This window comes from Paenibacillus massiliensis subsp. panacisoli DSM 21345 (genome assembly GCF_000426545.1).
GTDB lineage: Bacteria > Bacillota > Bacilli > Paenibacillales > Paenibacillaceae > Paenibacillus > Paenibacillus panacisoli.
This window is the reverse complement of sequence record NZ_KE384534.1, coordinates 628,365-655,039: the sequence shown is the minus strand read 5'-3', so window position 1 is coordinate 655,039 and position 26,675 is coordinate 628,365. Positions and strand designations below refer to the sequence as shown.

The following is a 26,675-nucleotide window of genomic DNA, read 5'->3' as shown; positions in this document are numbered from 1 at the left end:
GCTTGATTAATCTCAGACCACGAAAATGCTTGGGGTGGAGAACCGCTCACGAATCCTTTTCAGAGGAACTGTCGCACTTGGCTTGACAATCCGTCTATAAATAACCAGTCGGCGGATTTAATTCCTTCGACTGGTTATTTATATGTGTCGCAGTTTTATTTGTCTGAAATTTTCGATGATATACATATAGCCAATCTAGAATTTAACCTATAGCAGGATATAAATTTTCAGTATTCCAATCTTCTCCTCTTCGGCCAGCTCCGCTACCGTCCGTGTCATCTTCAAGATGCGATCATGTCTCATATCGTTGGATGAGGGGGCTGTGTTTCCTTGCGTCACTCCTTCGTACGTGGTACTTTTACCTGCACTTCGATCCAGTCCCGCAGGGCCCAAAGATCCGCAATCGAAATTGCGCGATTCTGGCTGGACTGCAGCTACAGACCTCGCCATGCGCGTCTTCACTCAGCAACCGTCCACATGGAAAACCGTTTAGTTAGCACCTTGGGCGCTATGATGAAATGCATGAGAATACTTTGGAGAGAAAATAAAGAAAGCCAGACATGATCGTGGTCTGAACAAGCGTGAATTGGCATCATACTAAGGAAAATACAATTAAAAATTAACCCCTATAAACTTTTCTTTTGTCTGTTGTGTCTAATAAAGCAAAGGGAAAAAAATTTCACCCGCTGTGGGGTAGTAGGAGGTATCCATTCCTTGCAAAGAAGAGAGGACAACCTTGATTTACTCAAGGATTGTATTTTAAGAGAACAGAATAAATTTTACCGGATAGCTTATAGCTATACCAAAAATAGCAACGACGCTGCGGATGTAGTCCAGGAGGCTATATGTAAGGCAATCGCAAAAGTAAATACGCTTAATAATCCGGAATATGTTAAAACATGGTTCTATCGGATCCTGATCAATGAAGGCCTCAGCTTTTCTCAAAAAAACAAACGCTACTTGTTAAATGACGACCAAATTGAAAATATCAGCTATGAGGATAAAGATGTCTCAGAAAGCTATTCGATGTTTCAGGCTGTATATGAACTGGAACCAAAACTGCGTACAGTAGTAATTCTGCGGTATTACGAGGAAATGAAATTGGCAGAGATTTCTTCCATTACAAATAGCAATTTGAATACAGTTAAATCCCGCTTATACAAAGCACTTAAACTTTTGAAAATTTCGATAGGGAGTGACGAATTTGAATAAATTAGAACAAGCTAAAAAAATATATGACACGATTGAGCCCCCTTCGTCCTATAACCACATGGTTCAACGTGCTGTCAACCAAACAGATTCTGTAAAGAACAGACGCAGACACATTACATGGTATAAGCCTGTACTGGTTGGAGTCGGATCTGTATTTGCAACCTGTGTCATTTTGCTGAATACAAGTCCCGCCTTTGCCATGGCTACTTATGAGATTCCAGTAGTGGGCGACATTGCTCGCGTGTTTACTTTCAAAGAATACCAGGTATCTGATACCACTTATGATATTCAAGTTGAGATGCCATCTATCCGAAACACGGGGAATACAGAATTAGAGAAACGAGTAAATGGACAGATCCAGAACAAAATTGACTATATTGTAGAAAATGCCAAGCTGCGTGGAAAGCAAATCATTGATGATCAGTTAGCGGCAGGCAGCACAAAAGATAATATCGCTCCTTTTCATATCATCATTACGTATGATATAAAATCCAACAACGAGGATACACTTTCTTTTGTAGTCAATAATATTGATTCCGCTGTAACCTCTTATACCTATCAGACCTTCTTCAACATTGATCTAAAAACGGGCAAGGATATAACGCTGTCTGGTATGCTGGGCGAAAACTATGCAGATATCATTACGGATAGCATACAAAAGCAGATGGAGCAGCGAGTTCAAGCCAATCCTGATTGGGTCTATAATGTGACAGGTAGGGAACTCAAAGAGACGGTAGATAGTCTAAAATTCTATATTAACGAAGCTGGCAACGTGGTGATATCCTTTGACAAGGGTGAAATATCTCCTCCCCCGTTGGGAATTCAAGATTTTGAAATTACGAAATAAAGCTTAGGATTTATTTATATGAAGTGACTGAGAACAACTTTATGCATGTAGGACACACCTTACGAACTCTGCTGGCTATCGCTAGCAGAGTTTTTTATGATAACCGAGCGCTATCATTCATTAAGGTGCCTTAACATAAAAGAGCCCTAGGTAGTTTCTTCAAAGATGTAATTAGGTACCAAGTCATTTAAACTAATGATTTTACTTCCTTTACTTTCATAATAGCACAGCATTTCGTCAATCTTCCTTTTATCATAGCTTGTAATGCAATCTGATAATACATTAACGCTATAATTTGCTTTGCGTAAGTTGTAGCAGGTTGATTTCACACAAGCAGCAGCATCTGCTCCTGTTATGTAGAAGTCACTTATTTGATTTTTGCTAATAAAGCCTGTGAACTCTTCACTGCTCAATGCGTTTCCTTTGTATTTTGTAAATATATTTTCGGATACCATGTTTAAATCTGGAGCTAATTCAGATCCGCGAGTATGGGGTTTAAAAGTCCTCGTGCCGTCTGATAAGTTTTCATGCCTAACGTAGATCACATGAATATCCTTATCCACTGCCCATTTTATTGCTCTATTGATATTATCAATTATTTCCTTGTAATTCTTTGTTATGTCGTTTTGAATATCTATTATTACCAAAGCTTTCTTCACCATTAGGCTTCCTCCTCGTATTGGCTTGTTTGATTTCCATCATACTATTCAATTATTGACAACAGTATGGCAGTATTCTAATACTGATCAAAAGAAATTTTGAGAAATTGAAAGTATGTCGTTTAATCCCTTCGTTTGTAATCCACACACAAAAAAGCTCATTCCTACTCATGGTTCAAGCGGGAAAGAGCTTTGGGAAGTTTATCAGGTGTTTGAAATGTTTAGTGTTTGGTTTGTTGGTTGTATTGTATGACCTACTATTGGGTTTGTAAACCACAAAACTACACTAGAAAATTACATTGCTTACTACTCATCAGCAATCCATACAGATTCGTTTAATATCCATGAGTTGGACAATATATCCCACCAAGGCTCGTCAACATTGTAGTAATAAGCCATACCTGTCCAACCGTTTTCCTCGGGCTGTATTTCCCTCATTATTTCATCAAAATATCCATCCCAGATTCTTATTACATACTTATCACCATAGAGAGATGCCTTATAAATTGTATTTCTCCTTCGCCCTCATAACCTTCTTAGTAGATTCCCATTCGAATCATATTCATATTGAAGGATGACCTGACCATCCTTCTCCACATAGAGAAGTCTGCCATCAGTATCATAACGGTACTTATAGTTCTTCGATATTCCGCTTGTAACCGTGTTACTGAACTCTGAGAGGTTACCAGCCGAATCCTTGGCTCGCACCGCGAAGCTATATAGCTGCTTAGAATCCAGCCTGGTTAGATAACTACCTAATCCGAAATGACACAATGTTCTTGTCCTGTGACATTTTCCTCCTCCTTTGAGGAACCAGATACACATAAATTTAAGAAAGCAGCCTTTAAATATCGTGTGTTCACTGATGAGTCGGTACCTGAGCTGCTGTCCTATAAACATCTGGTTCGACTCTATCATGTTTCCGATGATCTGTTTGGACGTCAGACTACCTACAGAGGCTATTCTGCTGAGCGATATCGCACACTAGTATGAATCAGCTTAGGGTACGTCAGTTCAATCCTGAGGGACATCTGAAATACTATCTACAAAAATACGAACTTTCGGCAACATAAGGTTCCTCATTAAATCTTATTCGCTTTCCCTCAATAAAATAAGTATACAAATATTCATACATTAAAGAACTCCTTTTTTGTGCTGTTCATTTCAGGATAACACCTGCTTTTCTTAAAACTGCGGATGAACAAATGATATTTCATCCTGTATACTCCTTGCTATCAGAAAACGTAATCATTTGCTTACAGGTATGGAGCCGAAAATAAAAAAACTATGGAGGGACCTTTAAAAAAATCCTCTCCATAGTTTAAAGTGATTTAGCCGGTTATTGATTTTCTTTGAAGAACAGCGTGTATTTATCCTGTAGAAGCTGGGCAACCTCAGCTGATGTTTTGGTGCCTGCATAGAAGTCATCATACAGGGTATAGACTTCTTTAGAGAACATAGATTCATAATTGGCAAATGATTCAATATTCTTAAGCGTTGACATAAATTCATCGACATCTTTTTGATCAGGCTTTTTCAGATGGAGCTGAACTCCATCTCGCCGGGTATACTGTCCATCCGTATAGGTTTCCACTCTCTTTTGAATCTGGTCTTCCAACTGATCCAAGACGACAGAGAACTGTGGTACTTGATCTACTTGATCTAAATCGATACCCAGTGCAAATTTGATATATTCCCATGCGCCTTCTGAAGCTTTGGAAGCTGCACTGATAGCATATAGATCATGTCCCATGCCAAAATAAGTTCCACTGCTTCCGTCCAAGGTTGGATAACCAATCATTGTCGCAGACTGTTCGCCATAGAGTGCAAAATAACTTAAATATTCATAGAAATCACCAAAGGTTCCTCTCGCCAGTAATCGCTGACCACTCTGAAACTTCTTGGCATCTTCGTCTGGTGATATATCATCATGTGAATGCCCGTGATCATGGCCATGCGAGTGTTCATTTAGTTTTGCTGAAAAGTCCAACAATTGAGCAAATACGGGATTATCATAACGAACGGTTTCTTTAACTTGATTCATGAATTGATTCCCAGCGCCAACAAATGTCATAAATTCAGTAGGACTTTGATGTTCCATAATTTCGATATGATCTTCGTGTACAGTTTGGATGACTTTCAGGAATTCTTCCATACTCCACTTGGTCTTTCCACTGGTTAATTTGGCATTAGCGAATAGACTGTCAACAAAAAACGTTGGAGAAATCCAATAGAGTTCACCGTCCACTTCATTGGCTTGCAAATAATTCGTTAAGAATGCCTGCTCACTATATTTCTCATCCGATTTGATAAAATCGTATAAATTCATAAATGCACCATTTTTCGCATAAACTGTTCGGTCTATGCCATGTAGATTAATAATATCCGGAATATTTCCTGCAGCGATATCCACATTCAGCATGGTTTGCCCTTTAATATAATCTTCCGGATCATCACTTTCTAAATTATCATATTGTCCGTAATCTTTAACTTCAATCCGGTATTTATTTTGAGATGCATTAAATCCCTCTACTGCTTTGGACAGACCATCACTTGCATGCCAAGTCGCCATGGTTAGTGTCTGTGGACCTTTTTCTTCTGCATTTTGAGAGGACGAACATGCGACGGTTGTTGCAACCATGATCATCGTAATTAATAGTAGTGAAGCTATTTTTTTCATTTACTTTGCCTACTTTCAATTTGTTTAGTCGTGTACTACTCTTTGGTTCCTGCGTACGAAATTCCTTTAGACAAGTCTTTTCTGCCAAATAGAAACAGCAGTAAGGGTGGAATCATATATAAAACTGCTGCTGCGAACGTCTGGCCTAAGTGTTGATTGCCCGTTTTGGAGAGAAACAAGGATAGCGGCTGCTGCTCTGGCTCCAAGAATAGCAGCGGCTGTTCTACCATATTCCAATAATCGATAAATACAAGCAGCAGTACGGATACGATCATGCTTTTGCATAAGGGAATGACAACATAGCGAAAGACTTGCAATTCTCCTGCTCCATCCAGCTTCGCGGCTTCAAAATACGAATGGGGAATCCGTTTTATCGTTCGAGTAAGCAGATAGATCGGGAATACGGAGAAAATCCCCGGCAAAATTACCATCCAGCGACTTCCATCTATTCCGATCGATTGGCCGATAAGATAGTTGGGAACCAGCATTACTTGATTTGGCATCAACATCAGAATGACGAAGAAGAAAAATACAATTCGTTTGATTTTACCTTTAAACCTTGCAAAGCCATACGCTGCAAACAATGAAATAATGATCTGAATAATCGTGATTGGTACGACTAAAATCACTGAATTCCAAAACCGTTTTAAAAACGTAGAATCTGTAATGGTCTCTCTATACTGATGCATAGTCGCACTTTGGGGGATCAGTGGCAGCGAGATAGCATCAGACACATTTTCTTTATTGCTTCCCGGATTCAACATGGCATAGTAGTGATATGTAATCTCACGATCGGTCATAAAGGAACTGCTGATGGTCAAGATCATCGGCATCAGAAATAAGATGGACATGAAACCCAGGCATGCAAACAGGACTACTCTTTTGATATTCCGAGTGTGTTTTCGCTTCATTAATCTTCAACCTCCTTTCCGAATTTTCGTTCCAGTCCAAACAATAAGCCGATGACGACGATCATACCCGTAGCTTGCCACACCGCTGCGGAGGACAGCTTCGGATATGCTCCACTTTGGAAGGTGTTGTTAATAAAGTTCTGCAACATATACAGACCGTCTGCAGGGTAGTTCCCCACAAGCATGTACACTTCACGAAATATTTTGAATGAACAGATCACGGCGTATAGCACGACGAAGAATATGACTGGTGATAAATATCGCAGTTTAATACGAAGAAAAATATACCGTTCCGAGGCGCCGTCCAATCTGGCTGCTTCCACAAGATTCTCTGGAACGCTGGAAAGGCCGGCCGTGAACAAAATCATGTTATACCCCATCGTTTTCCATACGAATATCAGTACAATAACAACCATGCCGTACCCGGAATGGAGCCAATGAAGCACCTGGTCTCCACCAAGTTGCAAGATGGAGTTAATGTAACCCCGGTCATGGAACAATGCTTGCCAGATCAATACAACGGAAGCGGTCGGCACCATCATCGGTGTTAAGAAAAATGCGCGAATCCAGTTCTTCCCTGGAATGGCCCAATCCAATATCGCCGCCAATAAAAGAGCAATAAGCATCGAAGCCGGAATGGCAGTTATTGTGAAGACCAGCGTATTCTTAACAGCTAACCTGAATGCATCATTGGTAAGTACATCTACATAGTTCTGTAATCCGACAAACTGCTTGGTGAAAATATTGCGAATACTACTGAAATAAAAAACAAGACCGAACGGAATAAGCGAAAAAATCATTACTCCAATTAGGCTTGGCAAGATCCAATGCCAACCATTCCATTTATGTATCCGTCGATTGATATCTTTTCTGATCATCCCACGTTGTCTCATAACCATCCTCCTGAAAAGCTCAAACCTCTTTAATAACAGTAATTATTACGATAAAGACCAAAAATCATAATATCGTAATAATTACGATTTGTAAACAGTTATTATTCAGATGTTCAGTTGTAACATTCTGTTTACAACTTGATCACACTTTAGCGACATGTCCCTTCTATATTGGATTAGTGAAGTTGCAGCTACATTGCATAAGCATACAAGGATTTAAAACTGAACAATGAAAGCCCCTTTTAATACGAATACCATTCGTACTAAAAGGGACTGGCTGAAGTTAGGTTATTCGAATTCGATAATAAACGCGGGTTCTTCAACTGAAACATCATTAGGCACAATATTTGGATTAGCATATATTTTAGAGTCTTGTATAAACAAACTTGTATTATCGGGGCTCCATTTCATGTTTAAAGGAAGTATACCGTGATACACTGGCTCATTGTACAGTACATTTCTGCCTTGCATTTTGCCCACATAAATGATGTCTTCGTCCTGCAATTTGTATGCGATAAACCTTTTGTCTGCGGAAAACTCAAATGCAGCCACGCGTTCCAGAACGACAGAAAGCTCACCATTCCGTTGATCGTATTCGTACAGGTTACCGTCCCTTCCGAGAAAAGCAAGCTGATCGTTGCTGATCCAGACCATCTGATAGTTTGCAATTTGGCGTCTATATTTCGACTCAAAGTTCCCATCAGTCAGTCTTCCAAGGACAATCGTTGCTTTGCCTGTAGAGTCATATAACTTAACCAACGAACGTCGAACATCATTGGATACTTTAACATCAAGTAGCGTGTCACCATTATTAAAGTCGTTCAATGTGTAGGATCGAGCTGTATTAGATGATATATCATAGATTCGCAGGATACTCTCTTTTGTCGCAACTGTGTCCAAAATGAGATAACTTATAAACTGGCTATTTTCCGACCAAGACATATTCTGAAAGTACTTCTCCGATTTCATGCTGAACGTGTCTACCTCTGTCTTTCTCTTGTCTTTAATCGAGAATAACTCTGACGTTGTAGCTGTTCTGGTAATACCTTAAGATTTGTTTAACAATAATCAATTTCGTTGATGTTCTCTCCATGATAGTATAGTTTCACCTAATTTCAAAAGTAAAATGAAATAGGTTGTAGAACTTATTCAACTGGGAGCTCATCAAAGTAATCTACACTTTCTTTAGGTATTATAAAATCGGCAATCTGACTATGCTTTTGTCCTTGGCTTGGGACAAGTTCGAAAATAAAAAGCCGCTAAAAACAGCGACTTCAAAAGGAATTTGTTCTTGTCACTCGATAAAAATAATGAGTTTCGGAAATGAACAGTTTTTATGTCCTCCGACAGCTGAAATTCAATAAAATCCCTTGATATCATTAAGCTAAAGTTTCCCGTTAGTGTAACCAATGTTTCTTTCCTATGGTACGGTTCAACGTAACCTTTAAAGGGCGAAATTTCATCATAACTTTCTACTGCTTATTTGTTGAAGGATTAATCCGCAAAGGGTATGCTTAGCTCGGATTATTGCTATCGTAGAATCTTAACCTTTGCTTGCAAGTTCATGTATTTTCATTCATATTTATTTAGCCAGAATCATTCTCTTATCTGGTTGTTTGTATCGCTTTTAACGTGTGTTGTAAGTTAGTGGTTCGATAGAAAAAAAGGCAAACCCTTCGAATCGAGAAGAGGTTGCCTTTTTGCGTTTGTATTCGATCAGAATCGTTTGTATATGCCGACCTTAAACTTTAAGTTCAAGTGCGAAAACTTGATTCAAATGTCCGCGAAGCTTGGCGATATGTTTTTCGATATCCGGATTCGTGATCACATCGTGAATGCTGAAACTTTCCAACGGCTCCATGCCAACGAAACGTTGAGTAGCGTGAATGTGCTCCAATGTCCCTTCCAAATCCAGCCCTTTGAAGAAGCCTTCCGGGTTGTTATATTCGCTCTCCGGAGCATTCCAAGTCGTGGAGATCATGTACTTCTTCCCTTTCAACAGGCCGCCTTGCCCATACTTTTCGGCTCCTTGAAACATCACGCCATATTCATAGACTTCATCGATATACTTTTTGAACAGCGTAGGTAAAGAGAACCAGTAAATTGGAGTTTGAAAAATAATCGTGTCGGCCCACTTGAATTTCTCTTGTTCTTCTTTGATATCGTAGCCGTCTTGAACAACCGTCGTTTTTATGTTGTATTTTTCTGACAAGTTGGAAATCATCTCGTCAAACAACGTTTTATTCAATCTTCCTTGCGAATAGGGGTAGAACTGATGACCGTTAATAATCAAGATATTATTCATGATTTTCTCCTTTAATCCCTTTGGATTTGCGAATGTGTTAAAATTGAAGCATAATAAGTGATGGCTTTATCCTAACTCGATTCGGATCATCCAAGAAGAACTGTGTTTATATCATTATTCCCCCTAACGGTATTCGCGATTCTATATTTCGCAATCCTGATACTGAGAGTATCAGCTTGAAAGGAGCATTCTGCTATGAGCGACGATCAACGCCGTCAGGAACTCGGGCACTTTCTTCGTACGCGGCGGCTTCGGCTATCGCCGGAAGAAGCGGGCCTGCCGCACAGCGAATTTACGAGAAGACGAACGAAAGGACTGAGGCGCGAAGAAGTTTCAGCGCTTGCCGGGATTTCGCTGCCGTGGTATACCTCTTTGGAGCAGGGACGTGATATCAACGTTTCCGACCAGGTGCTGGACAGTCTGGCCCGCGTTCTTCGCCTTGACCAAGACGAGCATCACCATCTCCATTTCCTTGCAAACCCTCGCCAAAACGCCTTCATTCCGAAGGAAGAGGAACCGGCGGTGTCTTCTCCGCTGAACTATTTATTGGATCAGATGCCGCTCTGCCCCGCTTACATTACTGACGCAAAAATGAATGTACTGGCTTGGAATCATCTGGCTCTCTCCGTGTTCGGCCCTTTCGGCACGGCCGACAGTCGCGAACGCAACATGATCTGGCGCATATTCATGCTGTCGTCCTACAGAACGATGTTCATCGACTGGGGAGACTTGGCTGCATCTCTGCTTGGCCACTTTCGCGTGATGTACAGCCAGAATCTCGAAGATACTTGGTATCCGGAATTCATCGCGGAAATGGCGGAGAGCTGCCCCGAGTTTGCAACCATGTGGGAGAACTACGAAGTTCGTTGCACGAGCAAGCACCCGCAAGCGATTACGCATCCGCGGGCTGGATTGCTGAACCTGTCAACGCTTGTATTTCCAGTTCAGAACGGAAGCGGGCAGTTCCTGCATGCTTATACACCAGATCTGCAGGACGGCTCGGCTGAACGCCTAGCCCAACTCGCGGAGGAAACGACGGTTAAGCAATAGGGGGCAAAGTTGTATAAACACCGGCCTATAGACGGCCGGTGCTTTTTTTCGTATAGCAATTTTTTGAATTGTTTTTAATTTTATGTTGTAGTTGTTACTTAACTCACCAACTACAACATTATTCTAGCCCAGAGTTATATTACGGGTTATCGGTGAATAACTATGCATAAACATACATTTCTCATAAATTACGAAAACATTATCGCTAATTATGACAACGCACATCTTTACTCCAAATGCTTTCGCATTTTCTTCATTACAAATGATACAATTTTCAAGAATTTGATTCAGTCCTTATCATAATACACTCTTCTGATCAGCTACCCTATTTAGTGGCTATTTAAACCAAGTCAAACATAAACTTTGTCCATAGTAGTAAATCCCTTGATCTTGCAGAAAAAAAGATTCGCATACATCCCATGGACTTACTCCCCTCCGTATCACCTCCCCCTAAATCATAGATTGGGCAATTCCATCTGCAAAGGAAACTGCTCCATATCCTTCGACATCAAAGCCAAGCGCTTAGCCACAAATCCTTTGTTAGTAGTTCCTTTTTGGCAAAGCTGACCATATGGATTATCGACGGAATATTGGTCAATTAGGAACGATTCTGCCCATGATCCAAACTGATCTTCAGACCAGCTATTTTCGAGAGCATAGTCTACCACTTGAAATAAGCTACCAACATGAACCTTTCTTAGCACTTTACGTTGGGCATGATCCCAATTGCGGAATGCAGCGTCCATAAAGTCAATCTTGTGTTCAATTAGTTCTGTTACTGGAGCTGGGACCTCGTCCAAGTTTGATATGAACTGATTCAAACTTGCTCCTCCAAAATCAATGTCGTGTTTGGAAGCCGGAGCAATGAACTGCCAGATCAGTTGCTCATCCACATACCGATTGCGATCTGCCTTGGTTAGACTCCCAACGCTGCCTCCCATCAATGACCCAAATGTAACCATCACCGTTATCCCAAACAAGAATGTTAGGGATACAACGATCCCGTATGACTGAATCCACGAGTAGGACTGGCGATCATTCTTCCACACGCTGTTGCGCTGAAATAGGAGATCAAAGCGAATACGGTCTCGCATATTCAAAAGGCTTTTTGTTGTACGCTGAATACTGGATCTTTTCATGAATAATCCTCCTCAAAATAAAGAAACAGGACAGCAAAACTCTGTCCTGTTCCTCATCAAATATCAAAAGCTTCATATACAGATTCATCTTCAAACGAAGAAGCTTTAACAACTCGATCTGAGAAGTCCTGTACACCATTGATTGACTCCGTACCAAGTAATAAAGAAAGGACTGAGAACCCCTTTTCCTTTTTCAACTCATTCCAGTAGCGAAGGTATTCATCATTCACATGAGCTTCACCATCTGTAACAAAGATAATGTCCGCTTGCTGGAATCGTCTCTGTTCAATCACCTCAGCAGATTTCGTCAATGGGGCTGTGAAGCTTGTTGTTCCTTCATACTACTTGTTTGGTCCAGAAAAAGAATGATTGGCCTTTTCCCAAGTTGCTCATGCCTCTTGTATCATACTAAAACCGTTCCGATACTTTCTCATTAAGGTTTTAAGCTGTACAGGATTCAACACACCTTATTCCCCTATGGAATTACTTCATAGAAACTCCTTCCAAGTGATGGCTTATCTTGCCACTGATGCAAAACACCTTCAAGTTTACCTTCACTTTTTACGACATGAAAGTATGCTAATGTTCGTCCCACATCAAACACCAGTAAATAATTTCTATCAGCTCGTATACATCTGCTTCACATCCAGATTCCTGTACTGAATTGCCTCCGCAACATGAGCCACTTCAATTTGCTCCTCTCCAGTCAGATCCGCTATCGTCCGCGCCATCTTCAAGATACGGTCATAAGAACGCATGCTCAGCCCAATCGCCTCCACCGTATGCTCCAGCAATTGCTCCGCCTCGCGGTTCAACTCCGTATACTTGCGCAGCAGCCTTCCAGATAGCTCACTATTCCAGGCAATCGGCAGCTTGGCATATCTATGAGCCTGCACAGCCTGCGCTTGTAATACCTGCTGTCGCATATCGTGGGATGATAGATTTTGCGTTTCCTTACGCCACTCCTTTGGACGTGGTACCTCTACCTGCACATCGATCCGGTCCAGAAGGGGGCCCGAGATCCGCGAGCGATATTGCGCGATTCTGGCTGGACTGCAGCTACAGACCTCACCATGAGCTTCTCCGCTCAGCAACCGACCGCATGGACAACCGTGTAGTTAACACCTTGGGACTATACATCACCAAAGAGACAAGGCTTTTTCCGAATGAACCTCCTGAGGAGCTTAATACATCTGGAGCTCGAATCCGTTATCATCGGATACTTCGGAGTCTCACAATTTCAGAGTTGGCAGCTAAAGCAGGTATATCAGAAGTAGCACTCAGCAGAATTGAAAGGAACATTAACCCCGCCAAGATTCAAACGATCCAAACTCTATCTAAGTTACTTAGCCAGACTGTTTCATACCTTGGCTGCTACGATGAAATGCATGAAAATACCTTGGGAGAGAAAATAAAGAAGGCCAGACATTATCATGGTCTGACCAAGCGTGAATTAAGTGCAAGAATGAAAGTTGACGCAAAGACAATTCATAACTGGGAGCTTGGAAAGACCAAGCCTTCTACTAAGTATCTAGATAGGGTTCAAACTGTCATAGAAATCCTTAAGGAGTATGATACAGTGTGATTATTAGTATTACTGGTTATACCTCAGCAATTAAGACCATCTTTTGTTCTGTTGCCTATAAATATTTTGCCATGTCATTCAGTCCTTAGTTTGTTTTCTGCGCATAAAAAAGCTCATTCCTACTCATAAAACAAGTTGGAATGAGCTTTGGATGTTTATCAAGCATCTGTAATTTTTTAGTATTAGTTTATTGACGACCTTTTTGTTGGTACTGTAAACACAGAATATTTACCTGCTCAATTTCTACAAAATGTCCATCAAGTACTTGCTAAAATAGTATTTATTCACCTTCATGGTCATCAATCAAAAAATACCTTGTTATTTCTGTTATTTCTGTAATTACTGCTATTTCAGAAAATTGCTCCTTAATTGAAACCTAGTGCAGTTTACTATTTCCATAATATACTTTCAATCTTCACCATTAATGAATCAACCATTTCTTTAGAATGAGGATTTTCGAAAGTGTATTCACCACAAACCTCAAGTAAATATGTGTAAAATTTTGATTTTTCAAGATTAAACTCAATATACTCATGAGTTTGCATAAAAAGCACTATCTGGTCCTTATTTGAATCAATGCCATCAGAATGCTCGGGTAGTTCATATCCCATCATATGATCCTGCCAAGGATCGCCTTTCGATAAACACTCTAACACTTCAATAAGTACACCTTTCAAAAAAGAAAAATAATCTTGGATAATTGCCGATTCATTTTGCAGCATTTTGAGGACCTCCTAATTACCATAATTATTAAATTTTAATACGGGGTAGTAACTATCAATTTCACCCGTCTTTGGATTCACCCAACCTTCAAATTCCAAACCATTGGGCGCTGTTCCCTGTATAACTTTTTGACCTCCCTTTGTAGTTATCAAGGAGCCAGTTTCCATAGCTTCCTTCCCACGGAATTTAATATCTGCGTCACTAAAAGAGTTTGAATCATACAGTGTTTTTTTATGAGTTGAAGCTTTGAACTCACCATTATCAAGATACTGGCCTTTTTCTTGTTTTCCTATTTTATATTTTACGTCATAAATCCCTTCAATACTTGGATGCTGAATTACCTCTTCTACTCTGTAAGGTATTCCCTTCGTATCAAGATATCCAAAAAATCCACTTTGATTATGCCCACCTACAACACCAGTTCTGATTAGCTCCCCGCATGCTGCTTGTACCTCAGCAATTAAGACCATCTTTTGCTCATGTCATTCAGCTCCTTCGTTTATTTTCTGCACACAAAAAAGCTCATTCCTACTCATAAAACAAGTTGGAAAGAGCTTTGAAAGTTTATCAAGTGTTTGAATTGTTTAGTGTTTGGTTTGTTGGTTGTATTGTACGACCTACTCTTGGGTTTGTAAACCACAAAACTACACTAGTCAATTACATTGCGTACTACTCATCAGCAATCCATACAGATTCGTTTAATATCCAAGAGTTGGACAATATATCGCAAAGCTCTACAAGCAGTTCCTTTGCCTCCACATTTAAAAGCTCTGTTTTTATTTCTTGTAGTTGTTTTAGTACAATTGATATATCTGGAATCTTCCATGGTTTTTCCCACCAAGGCTCTTCAACATTGTAGTAATAAGCCAGACCTGTCCAACCGTTTTCCTCGGGCTGTATTCCCCTCATTATTTCATCAAAATAACCATCCCAGATTCTTATTACATACTTATCACCATTAGAGAGATGCCTTATAAATTGTATTTCTCCTTCGCCCTCATAACCTTCATAGTATTTACTATTTATTATTTCCATGATCGCATCTCCTTGTTATGGCGCTGGCCAGTGCCCACTTTCCAACATTTTATTTTGTTCTGCTGTCGCAGTACCATTCTTTCTAGCGGTAATAGCAGCTTGCCATTCATGTCTTGGAGTCCATTGATTATCACCAGTTAAAATATGATACGTCTTCTGCTGTCCAGTAGTATTTCCTGGTGTGGTTCGTTCAACAACCCAAGTATTACCTTGATCTTGAGGCGCTCCAGGTGTTCGCGTATGCCAGCGTCCTTCATACTTGTAATACCCGTCGGACCATTTAAACTGTATCTGCTCATACCCAGTCTTTGACTGTATTTTTACTGATGCAGTAGGAGGAATACTTATTGGGGAAGATTGAGAGAGATTTGAGCGTATTCTCGCTTCTCTATCCTGTGCTTTCCATTCTTCTCTTGTTGTTGTCCTTTCACCAGGCTGTGGATCATATCCCTTATGTTTGAAAACTTTTGGTGGCGGTGGTGGCGGTGGCGGTGGCGGTGGTGGTACATTTTTAACCGTCCCCTCTTGAATTGTTTTCGTTGGTTTAGGCTTAGGTTTGAATTTCTCGAAATCAATTTTAGGGATCTTGACGGACCCACTTACTTTGCCCGGTCGAATCGATGCAATGCCTACGAACATAGAAAGGCTTGTCCCAGCAACTAACGAATACGCATAAGCTTTGGATACAGGCTCTCCCGTATACGGATTATACCCAGCCAGTAGCGCCTTGTTCTGATCAATGATGAATTTCTCCAGCGAGTTGTCCTCTGGAACCTCCAGCTTGATTTCTCCACGCTTAATTGTTTCATTTATGTAGGGAGAAGCATAAGGGAATCAATATGCTGCCGTTGCCTCCTGAGCCTTATCGATATCCAGATGCACACGCACCCAGTCTCGCTCCATCTGAATGACGCTGCCCAGCAGCTCACAATGTCTGAGAACTTTATGCGTCATCATGGTGTATTCGTGCGTTAAGATTTCTTGCTTCATACGGTATGGACCTTGTATACGCACAGACTTTTACCTTGAAAGGTCACATAGCTTATATGTGTTATTAGTTGAATGATAAGTTCATTCTGCGCTGAATGGGTCTACTTCTTCTATCGCAGTTCAATATTAGCGAATCAAAAAAACCACAACACGGGCGGCAAGCTCGCATTGTGGCACTGTCGGTTGTGTTATACGATCCTTTTATCAGAACTGTGGAACATGTTTACTGACTTCTATCTTGAAAAGTCCTCTTCTATACAGGTTGAGTAATGGGTTTATTCATCACTAAGTGGATAATCTCAGTAGCAGCCGTTTAAATATCATCTGTTTACATAAATATATGACAAACACTATGTCCATTTTTTTATTGATTTTTATTTACTCTACATTGTCAAGAAAGTCTTGAAATATTTTTTTCGATACTCCTCCAGTACTAGGAATAACTGCCTTTACTTTTTCAATAATGATTCGGTTTTCAAGTATTATTCGTTTATTTTCTACACTGGTAAAACTCCTTAGCGAATCAATACAGACTTCAAATAAATCAGTATCCTCTAGACTTGCTAAAGTTAGTAGAAGTTTCAACTCTTCCAAATTTGAGTCATCACCTAAACAATAAGCTAATTTTTTTTGCCAACCTAAAGATTTTGTCAATACGTTATCCGATAACTCACTCCAATCTTCCTGTTTAAACATTGTAATTAACTTTTCAGCGGTTAAACAACCAATGTCATACCAATAATTATCTGCATCTTGAAAATCTGTTAAAAGTGTATCCAGCTCTTTATACATTACAGTACCACCTTCTATGATTTAGTTAAAACCTGGTGTAGGCTTTGTTCCTACTGGATAAGCTGAAATCACATCATCACCTATTTTAATAACATCAATTTTTACTCCATTGACAGTTCCACTGTGAAGTGTTTTCACACCTTCTATATCTACACGAGAACCAACGCTTGGTGTATTGCCAATTTTTTTAACAGCATTAATTGCATCTGCATCAGTCCATGTATCTGGAAAAGTAGTACTCGACTTAATATTCGAAAGTTTCCCATCTGGAAATTGCGTATAGAATTTTATGTCTTTTGTTCCATCAGGATTAATTTTTATCTCCTCTACTGCGAAATCAGAATGCGAGTTATTTATATTAGGTGAATGACCTCCTACAAGACCATTGGGTTTTTTTGATGTTGGATTGTTTCTTCTCCCATAGAGTATCTTCTGTTCCATTTCCGGGCTAATTATAGTTTTAATTTCAACTACACTACCACCTGAACCATTACTCCCCGTCCCCTCAGCCTTCCTACCATCTGCAGCTCCCTGATAATGCAGCCTGTCGTCAAATTCATCAATCGGTTGGTTGACACCCGGCCCGCCTTTATTGGGTTGCTTCGGTTTAGGCTTAGGTTTATACTTCTCGAAATCATGTTTAGGGATTTTAACGGGTCCATTTAGTTTACCTGGTCGAATCGCTGCAATACCAGCAACCAGTGAAAGTCCACTACTAACTACCACCGAATACGCATAAGCTTTTGACACAGGCTCTCCCGTATATGGGTTATACCCGGCCAATAATGCCTTATTCTGATCAATGATGAATTTCTCCAGCGAGTCGTCCTCTGGAACTTCTAACTTGATTTCTCCACGCTTAATTGCTTCATTATACGCTAAAGTCGCTTTTGCCGCTTCCTGATCTACATTACCGTTCTTACTCAATACCCACATGCTTCCAACAAACTTCTTACTGTATTGGCTGAAATCATAGGCCGGAGTGGGTGCTGATGGACGCAGCATATCCCTCTCCATATGCAGCGCCATATACGTACTATATTGCTGCTTCCGCTTCATCTCATCCTTCATGGCCTTAATGAGCTCTTCAGCCATCGGCGTTCTGCCGAACAATCTGGCGGCGGTATACGCCTTGCCCAGTAGCGGACCACCCACGATCGACAATAGATGCTGACCGAACATGCTCGAACTGGAACGTCCTCTGGCTCCTCCTGATGATAAATGGCCCATGAACGGCATCGCACCAGCAATTGCCACAGCGACAACGGCACCAACAGCAGCAGCCACCGGGCTTGCACCCAAGACTGGGATCATACCCGCCACTGCCTGACCCAGCTTCAACAAGTTTAATTGCGCCCCCATCAGATTGGCCGTAGGAGCTGTCGCAGCTTGGCCCCCTTCACTTCCCTTTGAGTTCGCGGAACTCCCTCCTGAAGAAGAGTCTCCACCCTCTCCCCCGGAAGCATTGGACGAGTCTCCGGGAGTCGGGGCTCCGGCAATAGGCGGCTCCCAGATCGGCTCCAGATCCGCTACGAAGACGGGGCGCTTCACCGTTCCCTCCAGCTTCACCTGTGCTGAGCGCAGATCCGTCTCACCATCCAGCACGAGGCTGCTGCCTCCGGCATGCAGATAGATCGCGCTACCTGCATCCACTTGTACACGCCCATCTGCATGCAGGGACAGACGACTCTTGGCAGAGACCGACAGGCTGCTGTCACTACTCACCTGCACGCCACCAGAGTGAAGTCGGATGTCTACCTTTCCACTGCTCGCCGTCAGCGTCAATTCAGATGGGGTGAGCTCAATCGACTTCCCTGCCGCTGTACCCCACACCTTCACCTGGGGATCAGCCAGCTTCGCTGACGCTGACTTGGCCCGGCGGATCGAGGCCGTTGCCACAGCCTCCGCCTCCCGCACATTCGGGAAGTAGACCTGAATCTGATCCCCGACCTCCGGCATGACATACCAGCCGCTATGCCCCTCGGCACTATAAAGCGTTCCGTATGGGAACCACCACGCCTTCGCAGGGTCCTGCTGCTCGTCCACCTCCAGATGTACGCGCAGGTGATCCTCCTTGACCTCTAGCACCTTGCCCTCCAATATGGCCCCTGTCAATCTTGCATTATGCCGCAGCGGCTTATGAATGCTGCCTTCAGGCATCAGGCGGTACTCATGGAGCAACAGTTCTCTTTGAATGCTCGTTGTGATCTCGCCAATGGTCCAGTTCGTGCCCGCCCACTCTACCTCATCTCCCGGCTGGGCCTGTGTTTCGCTCTCTATTATATGGTTAAATTCCGCCGTGGCGTCCTTATCAAAGCTCCGTCTCAGCCGATAATGGGCGTTGTCCAAGCTGACGGAGCGTCCCTCGGGTACACCGAACCAGAGCTTCGGACCAGGAAGCGTCACCTCAGGAACCAGCACCGTTCCAAAACGAGATGCCATCCGTTGCAGGAATGCCCAGTCGGTCTCCTGATACTGGACGAGAAGCTCACCGAGCTTGACTTCATCGCCAACCATCTGGATGCAGTCTGCATCGGGATAAAGCTCTAGCACCTGCCGAATAAGCTCAGCGTACGTCATCTTCGAGTCCTGAAAAGAACGCGTCCGTGGTCTGACGTCCAGTTGATAGGTATGAGACACCGCCTCCAGTTCAACGGTGTGTACCCCTCGAACCATGCTCATGCGCACCTGCTGGAGCTCCCCATGAAACAGCGTACGGGCAGGCTGACCCTCCTCCCCTCGGAGCGTAAGTATGAGCGGCTGATCCGCTCGGGCCTGCTCCAGCACGCGCTCCTGTTGCTCCTCGTCTACAATACCTGTCAGGAACAGTCTGGCGTGATCGTGCAGCGGGCGGCTCATTCGCATGTCTGAAATCCTTTGCAGCGCAAATGGCGCTGACAGCTCCAGTCGATGCAGTGGAATGTGGCTAGGCTCTACTGTTGTGCTCTGATTGGTTGGGATCTCACTCATTACCATTCTTCCTCATCTCGTTGTTCCTCCCCTGTCTTCCCTTCCTTGTGTGATGAACGTCCGCTCAGTCGAGATTCTGTCCATCATCGTCAATTCGAATCATGCCTCCATACATGCAGGCGTTAGAACAGCTTTGTAGCAGAGCGGGCTGACCTTCGATCAGCACATCCTTCTTGCCTCCAATCCATGCTCCCGTGATGACCGGGACACACGGTGCTTTGGGAACCCCGTAAATATCCACCAGCTTGCTCGCCTTCACCGCAGGGTTGGCCTTACACCAGCACCTGCCAAAGCCAGATATGTTCACTCCCGGCTCACAATCGCCGACATTCATTTGCGCCTTGCCTTTGATATATACACCATGGCTTAGCGGGCGCTTCAGCCGAGTGGGCTGTGTGCCGAAGCTACAGCTTAGAATGGCCCCGGCTACGACATATCCCAGCTTACTTCCCTTCCCTGGCCGCAGATCTTCCTTCCCAGCAGAAGCACTGTTCCCTGACTGTGACAATATCTTCACTCCTTTGCAGCATCATGCCACCGCATCCTTATCTCCTAACATTTGTCTCTCAAACTGCTCTTGCCTACTTCTACTTCTACTTCAGCCTGTCTACAGATCAATTGGAGCCTGCCTAGGGTCTCACTCTGTAGATTCTATCCTTCTAATTCGTCTTCACCTCACTACCCATGACCGTCGTCTGACCGCCCAGAGACACCGTACTGCCCTGACTAGAGAGCTGGATTTCCTGTCCTGCCGTGATCTTGACCTTGTCTCCTGCACTCAGCGAGATACTCCCGCCTGCACTAAGGCTGATTTCCTGATCACTCGTGATATGAATGCCCTCCTGCTCATTCAGACGGATGAAGATGGCCCCGTCCTTGCTGGAAATGACGATCTCATCCGGTGTCAGCCGAATCTCTTTACCGTGTGGGGTACGAAAAATCTTCACCTGCGGATTGCTAAAACGGTTATGTCCCTGCTGGCCCTCTTCACTCCGTCCCTCCCGTGCTGAGCTGCTGGCGAAGGCCCCGTCCTCCAGATGCGCCGGAAAGGTAATGCGTACGCGATCCCCCAGTTCCGGCATCACATACCAGCCGCTATGACCTTCAGCGGTATAGGGAGAAGCATAAGGGAACCAATAGGCTACAGTTGCCTCCTGAGTCTGATCGATATCCAGATGTACACGCACCCGATCTCGCTCCACCTGAATGACGCTGCCCAGTAATGACAAACCTGTCAGCTGTTCATTGAACAGCTCGCGGTGTCTGAGACCTTTATGCGTCGTCATGGTGTATTCGTGTGTTAAGATTCCTTGCTTCATGCGGGTATGGACCTTGTATACGTACAGACTTTTACCTTGAAAGGCCACCTGGCTGCCCAGATCCAGCACTTGCTCGGTCTCCAGCCCATAATCCACGAAATCCTGTTCATTCACCGGGGTCGTATCATTCCCGTCAAAATGGCGATACGTCTCGATACGTTTGCTGACCGTATAATGATAGTTCGACAGATTCAGGCCAGAGGGTGTTTCCTCCACGCCAAAATATAATTTGGGCGTCTCAAAGGACGATGCAGGACTGAGTGAGGTCCGATAGCGCGAAGCGATCCGCTTCAGGAATGCCCAATCCGTCTCAGCATATTGGACCGTAAGTCTTCTCAAAGCCGCACCACCCGTGGCAGAGTCGATCAGGTCAAAGCCAGGATAGTCCTTTCCTACGATGTGCAGCATCGTCTCGACTGTCATATTCTTGTCCTGGAAGGATCGACTTCTGGGGCGAATATCCAGCTGATAGCTGTACGACACCGCATCCACCTCCAGATAGTACACATCCCGTACGACCTTGATCTCAATGTTCAGTACCGTGCCGTGAAACAAAGCAGCCTGGCTGCCGTCCTCCTTGAGCTGGAATACCCCCACTGGGGAATCCGCCGCCGTCATCTGCACATAGCTGTCCTTCCATTCCTCAGGCACCATGGCGGTAAACGACAGCCGTGTGTGCTCATTCATCTGCTTGCGAATATGAAGCTCCTGAATGCGCACCTGCTCGTAGGGGGTGATGTGTAGTGAATCATACGTCGTTCGTGCTGTCGTCATAGTGTCTCTTCTCCTCTCGCAGGATTCAGCTTCAGGGTGGATAACATTCGGTAGGCGAATGGCCTCCAGATCAGTAGATGCTCAGCGGTACAGTTAAAGGTGCCGATGAAGGCCTGGCCCTCCAGCTCCGTGAAGAACATCAGATGATACAGCAAGTCATTCCATACAGGCGTCGTGAATTCACAATAGCCGAGCTGTTGACCGTGAAGGTCCACCAAGCCCTCGCTCTGCCATTCCTGAATGCGCTGTGTCTGCTTGATAACGGCTGTCATGTCCGTCGTGAGCTGCTCTACATCCTGGGAGCCGACATCGCTGTCGATCCAGTTCAAAGCCAGATTGATGCTCCCCTCCTGATTCGTCAGGATCAGAGATGGGCGATGGGCGGACGGATACTTCATTTGCTTGAGCTCCGGTGCCATCTCATGAAATGTAACTGGCATCGTCATCCCTACTCGTCCATCCAGCAGCAGACGTTCTGCGAACATCAGAATCTCTCCGTCTACACGACGCATTCCCTTCAGCGACTGCTCTGAAGCTTCCCCGAGTGCGATAACTTCCTCTAATGTTTCTGCCTCTGCGATCTCCAGATCCTCAAGGCCCTCAACGTCTTCCGCTGGCTCCTCCTGTTGGATTTGGCGCAGGCTAACCATCATTTCATCCAGGTGCTTCTTCTCCAGATGTTCCATGGATACTCCTCCTTCTTGTTGATTGGCTATTCGTCATTGGCTTCTACTGCAGTTCAGCCTCTTCCAGTTGCATACCAACATATCCTCTACGCAGCATACTTTCTGCAAGCGCAAGCTCCAGGATGAGGTAAGGTTCACGCAATCCCCGCAATCGCGCCAAAGGCTGCTGTTGCATCCCCTGCTGATTCACGACGAGCTTTTGTAGCCCACCTCCAAGCTGCCACTCGCTCCGCGTACCCATACCATCGACAAGTGGAGGCTGGACAAGCCAGTAGAGCCGCTGCTCCATTCGATCCAGATCACGCAGCAGCGCCATCCGGCTGAATAGCTGTGGCATATAGATGCGCAGCAGTTCATGCACGGAATCGGACACGAGCAGCAGCTCTCCAAGCATCAGATCAGGGTAGACCGTAAGATCATGGCCTCGCACGCGGAACTGGGCTGCACTGGACTCTGGCCATTGTGTCCAATCCGCGAGACTCAAGTCCTCTCCATTCGCCTCTTCATCCCATACAGGGATGGCCGGATACACAATGCTGTGCTCCGGCTTGCCAATCCAATATTTCATGATTCCACCAGCTTCCTATTCGTTGCTGTCTTGCTGGGCAGCTCGAATCCCTCAGATACATCTGAAGAGAATTGTGCTCCTTCCAGCCAGGCCCCTTGAAGCATAGCCTCATCCACATGCAAGGCTCCCCGAAAATCAGCACCGGGCAACCAAGCGCCCGTAAAATCTGCCCCCGCCAGATTAGCACCTGTGAAGCATACCGGCTCATAGCCAGGTCGTTCCCAGTGCTTCTCCGCCAATAAGCCTGCCGTTCCTATGCAACCTCGAAAAGACGCACCACGCAGGTCTGCCCCTTTAAAGCTCGCCTCTGCCAGAAATGCCTGACTGAAATCCGCATCACATAAGTCCGCTTCATCCCAGCGAGACCCTACTAAATAGCCATTCGTGAATTGACTCCCCCTGCATGAGCTTCCACGCAGATCGCTATAGTACAAATGAATTCCTGTGTAATCTCCTTGCGACAGCTCGGCATCACGGAACACCTCACCGGAATACGCAAATTCATGTCTGCCTGACAGCTCATTCCCTAGCTCTTCTGCAGAGCGCTCTCTGCGATCTAGCTTATACACAATCTCGCTCAGATCCCGATATTCACCAACGCGAATTTCACATTCACGCTCAAGTCGGACACGGTCCAATCTGTACATCAGTTGATCTTCATGATGTCGCAAGGTATAGCGGGCTAATGCAAGCACGTACTGATGGACGAATGCTGCTGTATTCATGATCCATCGCTGCACATCTGTCGGGTCAATCGCTCCAGCATACTTTTTGGCCGTCTGCAACAGCTCTGTCTCTAATGGCTTCAAGAAGCTATAGGCCCAGGCCCCGTCATAGCACGCAGAGTACGCCTGTTCGTCAAGGAACCAGAGCCTGTTCGAGGCTTCTACCAAGTAGAGACTCTGCCCCCTGAGCATGGATGTTCGTAGAAGAGAGAATGTAATATAACCAAGCGCATCTTGCTGCCCTTGTTCCTGCAAAGCTTCATATCCTGCAATGATCTGTTCTATGGAAACCCAGAATGACTGGGCTAGCTGGAACTTATGTAGCTGATAGTAAGATTCAAGCCGTTGAAGCATATCTTGCACTTGTGGGATCACCGTATTCTGTTCAAAATGCTCGATGGCTTGTGATCTGTTCATTGCTGCCTCTCACTGCCTTTTCCAGATTGATATGTGAAGATGCAATCATATTATAAAAATTGGAATCAAGTGAACAAATCCTATGAATTGTTCTATTTTAAATACAATGTAATTTTACATTATAATAGTTAATTTTTACTATAAGGCTAATGTTTGAAATTAGTCTGTTGTGCCTTCACATTCGTGAAATACCCATACGCATTTTTGCAGGCTTTTCAGTATGATATGGATAGCTATAAGGATTGTTAGGCATGAGATTAAAATGGGTAAATGTATAGTCTCGAAGGTCTGCTGGGGAATCTGTAACGTTTAGCAAGTGATCCATGGGATCGTGCGTATTATTCAAGCGCCTATGAAATGTGACTGAAGACAGAAACCAAGGGATTATTGATGAGGAACGGGCATGTAGATTAAGCAGAGGAATGCTACCAACAAGCTGAACGACAGAAAAATGCTATTATTCATTGTTACACAAATTTATAATGACAGATGATTATATAACGACTCTTATAGAACATATTTAGGAATGATAGCAGGAGCCCTCTGTATGCAGAGTACCCTTTGTCCGTTGGTACAACACACTGAGAACTGACACAGTCGGCTCAATTTGTATCAGCTTAAATAACCAGTCGGCGGTTTTCAACTCCTTCGACTGGTTACCTCAACTTGTAAGAAACTTTAATCACTTATACTATGTAGAGCAAACTCAAATACTTTGATTGTGATCTTGATTGTTAAGCTTCACCCTTATGATCTTGCACTTGGTACCCTGTTCCTGGCACATAAACTCCACACGTAAATATTAAACTAAAGACGGTTAGAAGTAACACGATTCTTTTTTTCACTTTGATGCACCTCTTTAAATAGTTTTTGATAGTCTGACTGCGTATCAGTACTGGCATACTTCCTAAACGTTTCAAATAACCCCACACATTTAACAACAATTGTGTCATAGTTAATCGTAGTTGATTTTGCCAAACTTTTTAATAAATACATATAACCAATCTCATATTCGCCTTTATGTAGATAGTATTCAGACAGTTCATAGAATAGACGTGCAAGCCGTTCCGACTTTAATCTTGTATTATTCATTCCTGGTATATTTTCACTATCCATTAACAAGTTAATTTCAGGTGCAAAGTGTTTGAAAATGTATGCTGCATCAATATTAAAATGATTGGCTAGTTCGGCAATATTAAGTAATGACAGCAAAATGTCATCTTTTTGAGTATCTATATAAGATACATATTCCATTAGAACACTTAAATCTCCAGAAAACAGTTTTGTGACGTAGGCATTGGTTTTTGCCCATTCCTTGAATAACCCCTTCCAATGAAGTGTTTCTTCATCGCTCTCCTTAACCCAGTCCAGATCAGCGTAACCTGAAATGAATTGCAGAGCTTGCTGATAGTCTCCTAGCTCGTGGCATACTTCACCGCGAAGTAAGTCGCTGTATGCAATATATACAAATAGCGGTCTGCTTAGTTTATGATGCGAATCTTCGTCACTAACGACTTTTCTTCGTTCTGAGAAGTAATTCGTTCTCGCTTTGGTTCCCATACGTTCTGCGAAATCATCTAACTTGTCCCATTTACGTAGAGAGCGATATAAATTGGCTAAATCCTTTAGTGCATCAAGCTGTAAAATTTCATCCAATCTTTCTACGTATGGCTCGAACTGTGCGGCAATACGAAGGTTTTGCATTTGATCGTCACTAATCCTAATCGTAAATAAACGATATTGGCAGAGTGCAAGACGTTCAGAATGCTGGGAACGCTCCGTTACTGCAACAGCTTCATAGACCAAAGCCGCTGCGTCTTTTTGCCCTTCCTGCAGAAGCTCCTCTGCTCCATCAAACAAAACGGTGCAGTATATCGGATTCTCCAACATCCAACTAACAACCTGCCGAATGTACTCCATTTTGTCTAACTGGGCGCATCTGAATATAAATGGTTTTATTCGTCTCCAATTGGGCTGGTTAGCTGTTAAGTTATCTTGTATGTAAGTATCGTAAAAATGTCCTTCTGGGAGCCCCATCGCGCTAGTAATTCTGTCCAATTGGTTAATCGCCATGATTTTACCACCCGTAATTACAGAGCTGAGTGTTCCAACATTCAACCCTGTCAGCCGACCCAAATCACTAAGTTTCAATTGTTCACGTTCCATAAATTGTTCTACTTCTGAGCGTATCGTGGTTGTAAGATTCAAGATAACCACCCCTTCAAATGTTGACAACTATCAGGGAAAGCATGAAGGTAGACAAATAATCAATAAGTTAGTCCCTGTTATTATTTCTCTATGCAATAATACCACTTTATGGTATAAGAGTGTATCTTTATCAGGGTGGTGTACATAACAAAAGACTCAGCCATCTGATTGATAGCCGAGTCTTTTG

General features: G+C 43.4%; 27 protein-coding genes. 4 read left to right on the top strand and 23 right to left on the bottom strand.

Annotated features, from left to right (window positions below):
• Positions 1 to 207 precede the first annotated feature (207 nt).
• On the bottom strand, positions 208 to 462 hold the full coding sequence (locus tag K331_RS0125575; protein ID WP_156897716.1) for a hypothetical protein: 255 nt from the start codon (positions 460 to 462) through the stop codon (positions 208 to 210).
• A gap of 252 nt (positions 463 to 714) precedes the next feature.
• On the opposite strand from K331_RS0125575, the gene K331_RS0125570 reads away from it, so the two are divergent.
• Both K331_RS0125570 and K331_RS0125565 read left to right on the top strand, forming a co-directional pair.
• On the top strand, positions 715 to 1,212 hold the full coding sequence (locus K331_RS0125570) for a sigma-70 family RNA polymerase sigma factor (RefSeq protein WP_028592479.1): 498 nt from the start codon (positions 715 to 717) through the stop codon (positions 1,210 to 1,212).
• The gene (locus tag K331_RS0125565) at positions 1,205 to 2,059 is read left to right on the top strand and encodes an RsiV family protein (protein ID WP_028592478.1); all 855 of its coding nucleotides are present in this window, start codon (positions 1,205 to 1,207) and stop codon (positions 2,057 to 2,059) included. The genes K331_RS0125570 and K331_RS0125565 overlap by 8 nt, the downstream gene beginning before the upstream one ends.
• A gap of 146 nt (positions 2,060 to 2,205) precedes the next feature.
• Here K331_RS0125565 and K331_RS0125560 read toward each other — a convergent pair whose 3' ends face one another.
• The 6 genes from K331_RS0125560 to K331_RS0125530 all read right to left on the bottom strand — a co-directional run bounded on the left by K331_RS0125560 (position 2,206) and on the right by K331_RS0125530 (position 9,507).
• The gene (locus K331_RS0125560) at positions 2,206 to 2,721 is read right to left on the bottom strand and encodes a cysteine hydrolase family protein (protein WP_028592477.1); all 516 of its coding nucleotides are present in this window, start codon (positions 2,719 to 2,721) and stop codon (positions 2,206 to 2,208) included.
• Positions 2,722 to 4,057: 1,336 nt separating this feature from the next.
• The gene (locus K331_RS0125550) at positions 4,058 to 5,398 is read right to left on the bottom strand and encodes an ABC transporter substrate-binding protein (protein WP_156897715.1); all 1,341 of its coding nucleotides are present in this window, start codon (positions 5,396 to 5,398) and stop codon (positions 4,058 to 4,060) included.
• A gap of 35 nt (positions 5,399 to 5,433) precedes the next feature.
• Positions 5,434 to 6,309, bottom strand: coding sequence for a carbohydrate ABC transporter permease (locus K331_RS0125545; RefSeq protein WP_028592474.1), 876 nt, complete (start codon positions 6,307 to 6,309; stop codon positions 5,434 to 5,436).
• Positions 6,309 to 7,202, bottom strand: coding sequence for a carbohydrate ABC transporter permease (locus K331_RS0125540; RefSeq protein WP_211237358.1), 894 nt, complete (start codon positions 7,200 to 7,202; stop codon positions 6,309 to 6,311). The genes K331_RS0125545 and K331_RS0125540 overlap by 1 nt, the downstream gene beginning before the upstream one ends.
• Positions 7,203 to 7,490: 288 nt before the next feature.
• Positions 7,491 to 8,171 (bottom strand): hypothetical protein, encoded by a 681-nt coding sequence (locus K331_RS30580; protein WP_051290035.1) that lies wholly within the window; start codon positions 8,169 to 8,171, stop codon positions 7,491 to 7,493.
• A 772-nt stretch (positions 8,172 to 8,943) separates the two neighbouring features.
• Entirely contained in the window at positions 8,944 to 9,507 is a 564-nt protein-coding gene (locus tag K331_RS0125530) for an NAD(P)H-dependent oxidoreductase (protein ID WP_025680467.1), read from the bottom strand.
• 195 nt (positions 9,508 to 9,702) lie between these two features.
• On the opposite strand from K331_RS0125530, the gene K331_RS0125525 reads away from it, so the two are divergent.
• Entirely contained in the window at positions 9,703 to 10,557 is an 855-nt protein-coding gene (locus K331_RS0125525) for a helix-turn-helix transcriptional regulator (RefSeq protein WP_028592472.1), read from the top strand.
• A gap of 455 nt (positions 10,558 to 11,012) precedes the next feature.
• On the opposite strand, the gene K331_RS0125520 is transcribed toward K331_RS0125525, so the two are convergent.
• From K331_RS0125520 to K331_RS0125510, 3 genes are all read right to left on the bottom strand, one after another.
• Entirely contained in the window at positions 11,013 to 11,696 is a 684-nt protein-coding gene (locus K331_RS0125520; RefSeq protein WP_028592471.1) for a hypothetical protein, read from the bottom strand.
• Between the two features lie 56 nt (positions 11,697 to 11,752).
• Positions 11,753 to 11,989, bottom strand: a complete 237-nt coding sequence (locus K331_RS0125515) for a hypothetical protein (protein ID WP_156897714.1) — start codon at positions 11,987 to 11,989, stop codon at positions 11,753 to 11,755.
• A 327-nt stretch (positions 11,990 to 12,316) separates the two neighbouring features.
• Positions 12,317 to 12,790, bottom strand: coding sequence for a magnesium chelatase subunit ChlI family protein (locus K331_RS0125510; protein WP_028592469.1), 474 nt, complete (start codon positions 12,788 to 12,790; stop codon positions 12,317 to 12,319).
• Positions 12,791 to 12,798: 8 nt separating this feature from the next.
• Between K331_RS0125510 and K331_RS0125505 the strand changes: the two genes are divergently transcribed.
• Positions 12,799 to 13,281 carry a helix-turn-helix domain-containing protein gene (locus K331_RS0125505; RefSeq protein WP_028592468.1) on the top strand — a complete coding sequence of 161 codons (483 nt, stop codon included), beginning with the start codon at positions 12,799 to 12,801 and terminating at the stop codon, positions 13,279 to 13,281.
• A gap of 389 nt (positions 13,282 to 13,670) precedes the next feature.
• Here the strand turns inward: K331_RS0125505 and K331_RS0125500 are convergent, their stop codons facing one another.
• The 13 genes from K331_RS0125500 to K331_RS0125440 form a co-directional block, all read right to left on the bottom strand.
• Positions 13,671 to 14,003 carry a hypothetical protein gene (locus K331_RS0125500; protein WP_028592467.1) on the bottom strand — a complete coding sequence of 111 codons (333 nt, stop codon included), beginning with the start codon at positions 14,001 to 14,003 and terminating at the stop codon, positions 13,671 to 13,673.
• Positions 14,004 to 14,015: 12 nt separating this feature from the next.
• Positions 14,016 to 14,474: a CdiA family toxin C-terminal domain-containing protein gene (locus K331_RS0125495; protein ID WP_028592466.1), complete on the bottom strand. Its 459-nt coding sequence runs from the start codon at positions 14,472 to 14,474 to the stop codon at positions 14,016 to 14,018.
• Positions 14,475 to 14,673: 199 nt separating this feature from the next.
• A complete protein-coding gene (locus tag K331_RS30575; protein WP_051290034.1) occupies positions 14,674 to 15,039 on the bottom strand; it encodes a hypothetical protein in 366 nt (121 codons plus the stop codon).
• Positions 15,040 to 15,054: 15 nt separating this feature from the next.
• Positions 15,055 to 15,678, bottom strand: a complete 624-nt coding sequence (locus tag K331_RS31250; protein WP_051290033.1) for a hypothetical protein — start codon at positions 15,676 to 15,678, stop codon at positions 15,055 to 15,057.
• A 195-nt stretch (positions 15,679 to 15,873) separates the two neighbouring features.
• The gene (locus tag K331_RS32545) at positions 15,874 to 16,029 is read right to left on the bottom strand and encodes a hypothetical protein (protein WP_156897713.1); all 156 of its coding nucleotides are present in this window, start codon (positions 16,027 to 16,029) and stop codon (positions 15,874 to 15,876) included.
• Positions 16,030 to 16,407: 378 nt separating this feature from the next.
• Positions 16,408 to 16,821 (bottom strand): hypothetical protein, encoded by a 414-nt coding sequence (locus tag K331_RS0125475; RefSeq protein ID WP_028592464.1) that lies wholly within the window; start codon positions 16,819 to 16,821, stop codon positions 16,408 to 16,410.
• Positions 16,822 to 16,842: 21 nt separating this feature from the next.
• Complete coding sequence (locus K331_RS31245; protein ID WP_051290032.1) at positions 16,843 to 19,791, bottom strand: EndoU domain-containing protein; 2,949 nt, start codon at positions 19,789 to 19,791, stop codon at positions 16,843 to 16,845.
• Positions 19,792 to 19,855: 64 nt separating this feature from the next.
• Positions 19,856 to 20,299, bottom strand: coding sequence for a DUF4280 domain-containing protein (locus K331_RS0125465; RefSeq protein WP_084165572.1), 444 nt, complete (start codon positions 20,297 to 20,299; stop codon positions 19,856 to 19,858).
• A 151-nt stretch (positions 20,300 to 20,450) separates the two neighbouring features.
• Positions 20,451 to 21,884, bottom strand: coding sequence for a phage baseplate assembly protein V (locus K331_RS0125460; protein ID WP_028592462.1), 1,434 nt, complete (start codon positions 21,882 to 21,884; stop codon positions 20,451 to 20,453).
• Positions 21,881 to 22,570, bottom strand: coding sequence for a hypothetical protein (locus K331_RS0125455; RefSeq protein WP_028592461.1), 690 nt, complete (start codon positions 22,568 to 22,570; stop codon positions 21,881 to 21,883). The genes K331_RS0125460 and K331_RS0125455 overlap by 4 nt, the downstream gene beginning before the upstream one ends.
• Positions 22,571 to 22,613: 43 nt before the next feature.
• Positions 22,614 to 23,138, bottom strand: coding sequence for a hypothetical protein (locus K331_RS0125450; protein ID WP_036635757.1), 525 nt, complete (start codon positions 23,136 to 23,138; stop codon positions 22,614 to 22,616).
• Positions 23,135 to 24,280, bottom strand: a complete 1,146-nt coding sequence (locus K331_RS30560; protein WP_051290031.1) for a pentapeptide repeat-containing protein — start codon at positions 24,278 to 24,280, stop codon at positions 23,135 to 23,137. Before K331_RS30560 ends, K331_RS0125450 begins: the two co-directional genes overlap by 4 nt.
• Positions 24,281 to 25,087: 807 nt before the next feature.
• Complete coding sequence (locus tag K331_RS0125440; RefSeq protein WP_028592459.1) at positions 25,088 to 26,488, bottom strand: hypothetical protein; 1,401 nt, start codon at positions 26,486 to 26,488, stop codon at positions 25,088 to 25,090.
• Between the last annotated feature and the right edge of the window lie 187 nt (positions 26,489 to 26,675).

What these genes read in the sequence shown, in the direction of transcription:
- K331_RS30580 (WP_051290035.1), bottom strand. Translation starts at nt 8,171, where the DNA reads ATGAAATCGGAGAAGTACTTTCAGAATATGTCTTGGTCGGAAAATAGC.
- K331_RS0125560 (WP_028592477.1), bottom strand. Translation starts at nt 2,721, where the DNA reads ATGGTGAAGAAAGCTTTGGTAATAATAGATATTCAAAACGACATAACA.
- K331_RS0125530 (WP_025680467.1), bottom strand. Translation starts at nt 9,507, where the DNA reads ATGAATAATATCTTGATTATTAACGGTCATCAGTTCTACCCCTATTCG.
- K331_RS0125495 (WP_028592466.1), bottom strand. Translation starts at nt 14,474, where the DNA reads ATGGTCTTAATTGCTGAGGTACAAGCAGCATGCGGGGAGCTAATCAGA.
- K331_RS30575 (WP_051290034.1), bottom strand. Translation starts at nt 15,039, where the DNA reads ATGGAAATAATAAATAGTAAATACTATGAAGGTTATGAGGGCGAAGGA.
- K331_RS0125525 (WP_028592472.1), top strand. Translation starts at nt 9,703, where the DNA reads ATGAGCGACGATCAACGCCGTCAGGAACTCGGGCACTTTCTTCGTACG.
- K331_RS0125450 (WP_036635757.1), bottom strand. Translation starts at nt 23,138, where the DNA reads ATGAAATATTGGATTGGCAAGCCGGAGCACAGCATTGTGTATCCGGCC.
- K331_RS0125475 (WP_028592464.1), bottom strand. Translation starts at nt 16,821, where the DNA reads ATGTATAAAGAGCTGGATACACTTTTAACAGATTTTCAAGATGCAGAT.
- K331_RS0125505 (WP_028592468.1), top strand. Translation starts at nt 12,799, where the DNA reads ATGGACAACCGTGTAGTTAACACCTTGGGACTATACATCACCAAAGAG.
- K331_RS0125460 (WP_028592462.1), bottom strand. Translation starts at nt 21,884, where the DNA reads ATGACGACAGCACGAACGACGTATGATTCACTACACATCACCCCCTAC.
- K331_RS30560 (WP_051290031.1), bottom strand. Translation starts at nt 24,280, where the DNA reads ATGAACAGATCACAAGCCATCGAGCATTTTGAACAGAATACGGTGATC.
- K331_RS0125550 (WP_156897715.1), bottom strand. Translation starts at nt 5,398, where the DNA reads ATGAAAAAAATAGCTTCACTACTATTAATTACGATGATCATGGTTGCA.
- K331_RS0125540 (WP_211237358.1), bottom strand. Translation starts at nt 7,202, where the DNA reads ATGAGACAACGTGGGATGATCAGAAAAGATATCAATCGACGGATACAT.
- K331_RS0125520 (WP_028592471.1), bottom strand. Translation starts at nt 11,696, where the DNA reads ATGAAAAGATCCAGTATTCAGCGTACAACAAAAAGCCTTTTGAATATG.
- K331_RS31245 (WP_051290032.1), bottom strand. Translation starts at nt 19,791, where the DNA reads ATGAGTGAGATCCCAACCAATCAGAGCACAACAGTAGAGCCTAGCCAC.
- K331_RS0125545 (WP_028592474.1), bottom strand. Translation starts at nt 6,309, where the DNA reads ATGAAGCGAAAACACACTCGGAATATCAAAAGAGTAGTCCTGTTTGCA.
- K331_RS31250 (WP_051290033.1), bottom strand. Translation starts at nt 15,678, where the DNA reads ATGTTCGTAGGCATTGCATCGATTCGACCGGGCAAAGTAAGTGGGTCC.
- K331_RS0125455 (WP_028592461.1), bottom strand. Translation starts at nt 22,570, where the DNA reads ATGGAACATCTGGAGAAGAAGCACCTGGATGAAATGATGGTTAGCCTG.
- K331_RS32545 (WP_156897713.1), bottom strand. Translation starts at nt 16,029, where the DNA reads ATGAAGCAAGAAATCTTAACGCACGAATACACCATGATGACGCATAAA.
- K331_RS0125500 (WP_028592467.1), bottom strand. Translation starts at nt 14,003, where the DNA reads ATGCTGCAAAATGAATCGGCAATTATCCAAGATTATTTTTCTTTTTTG.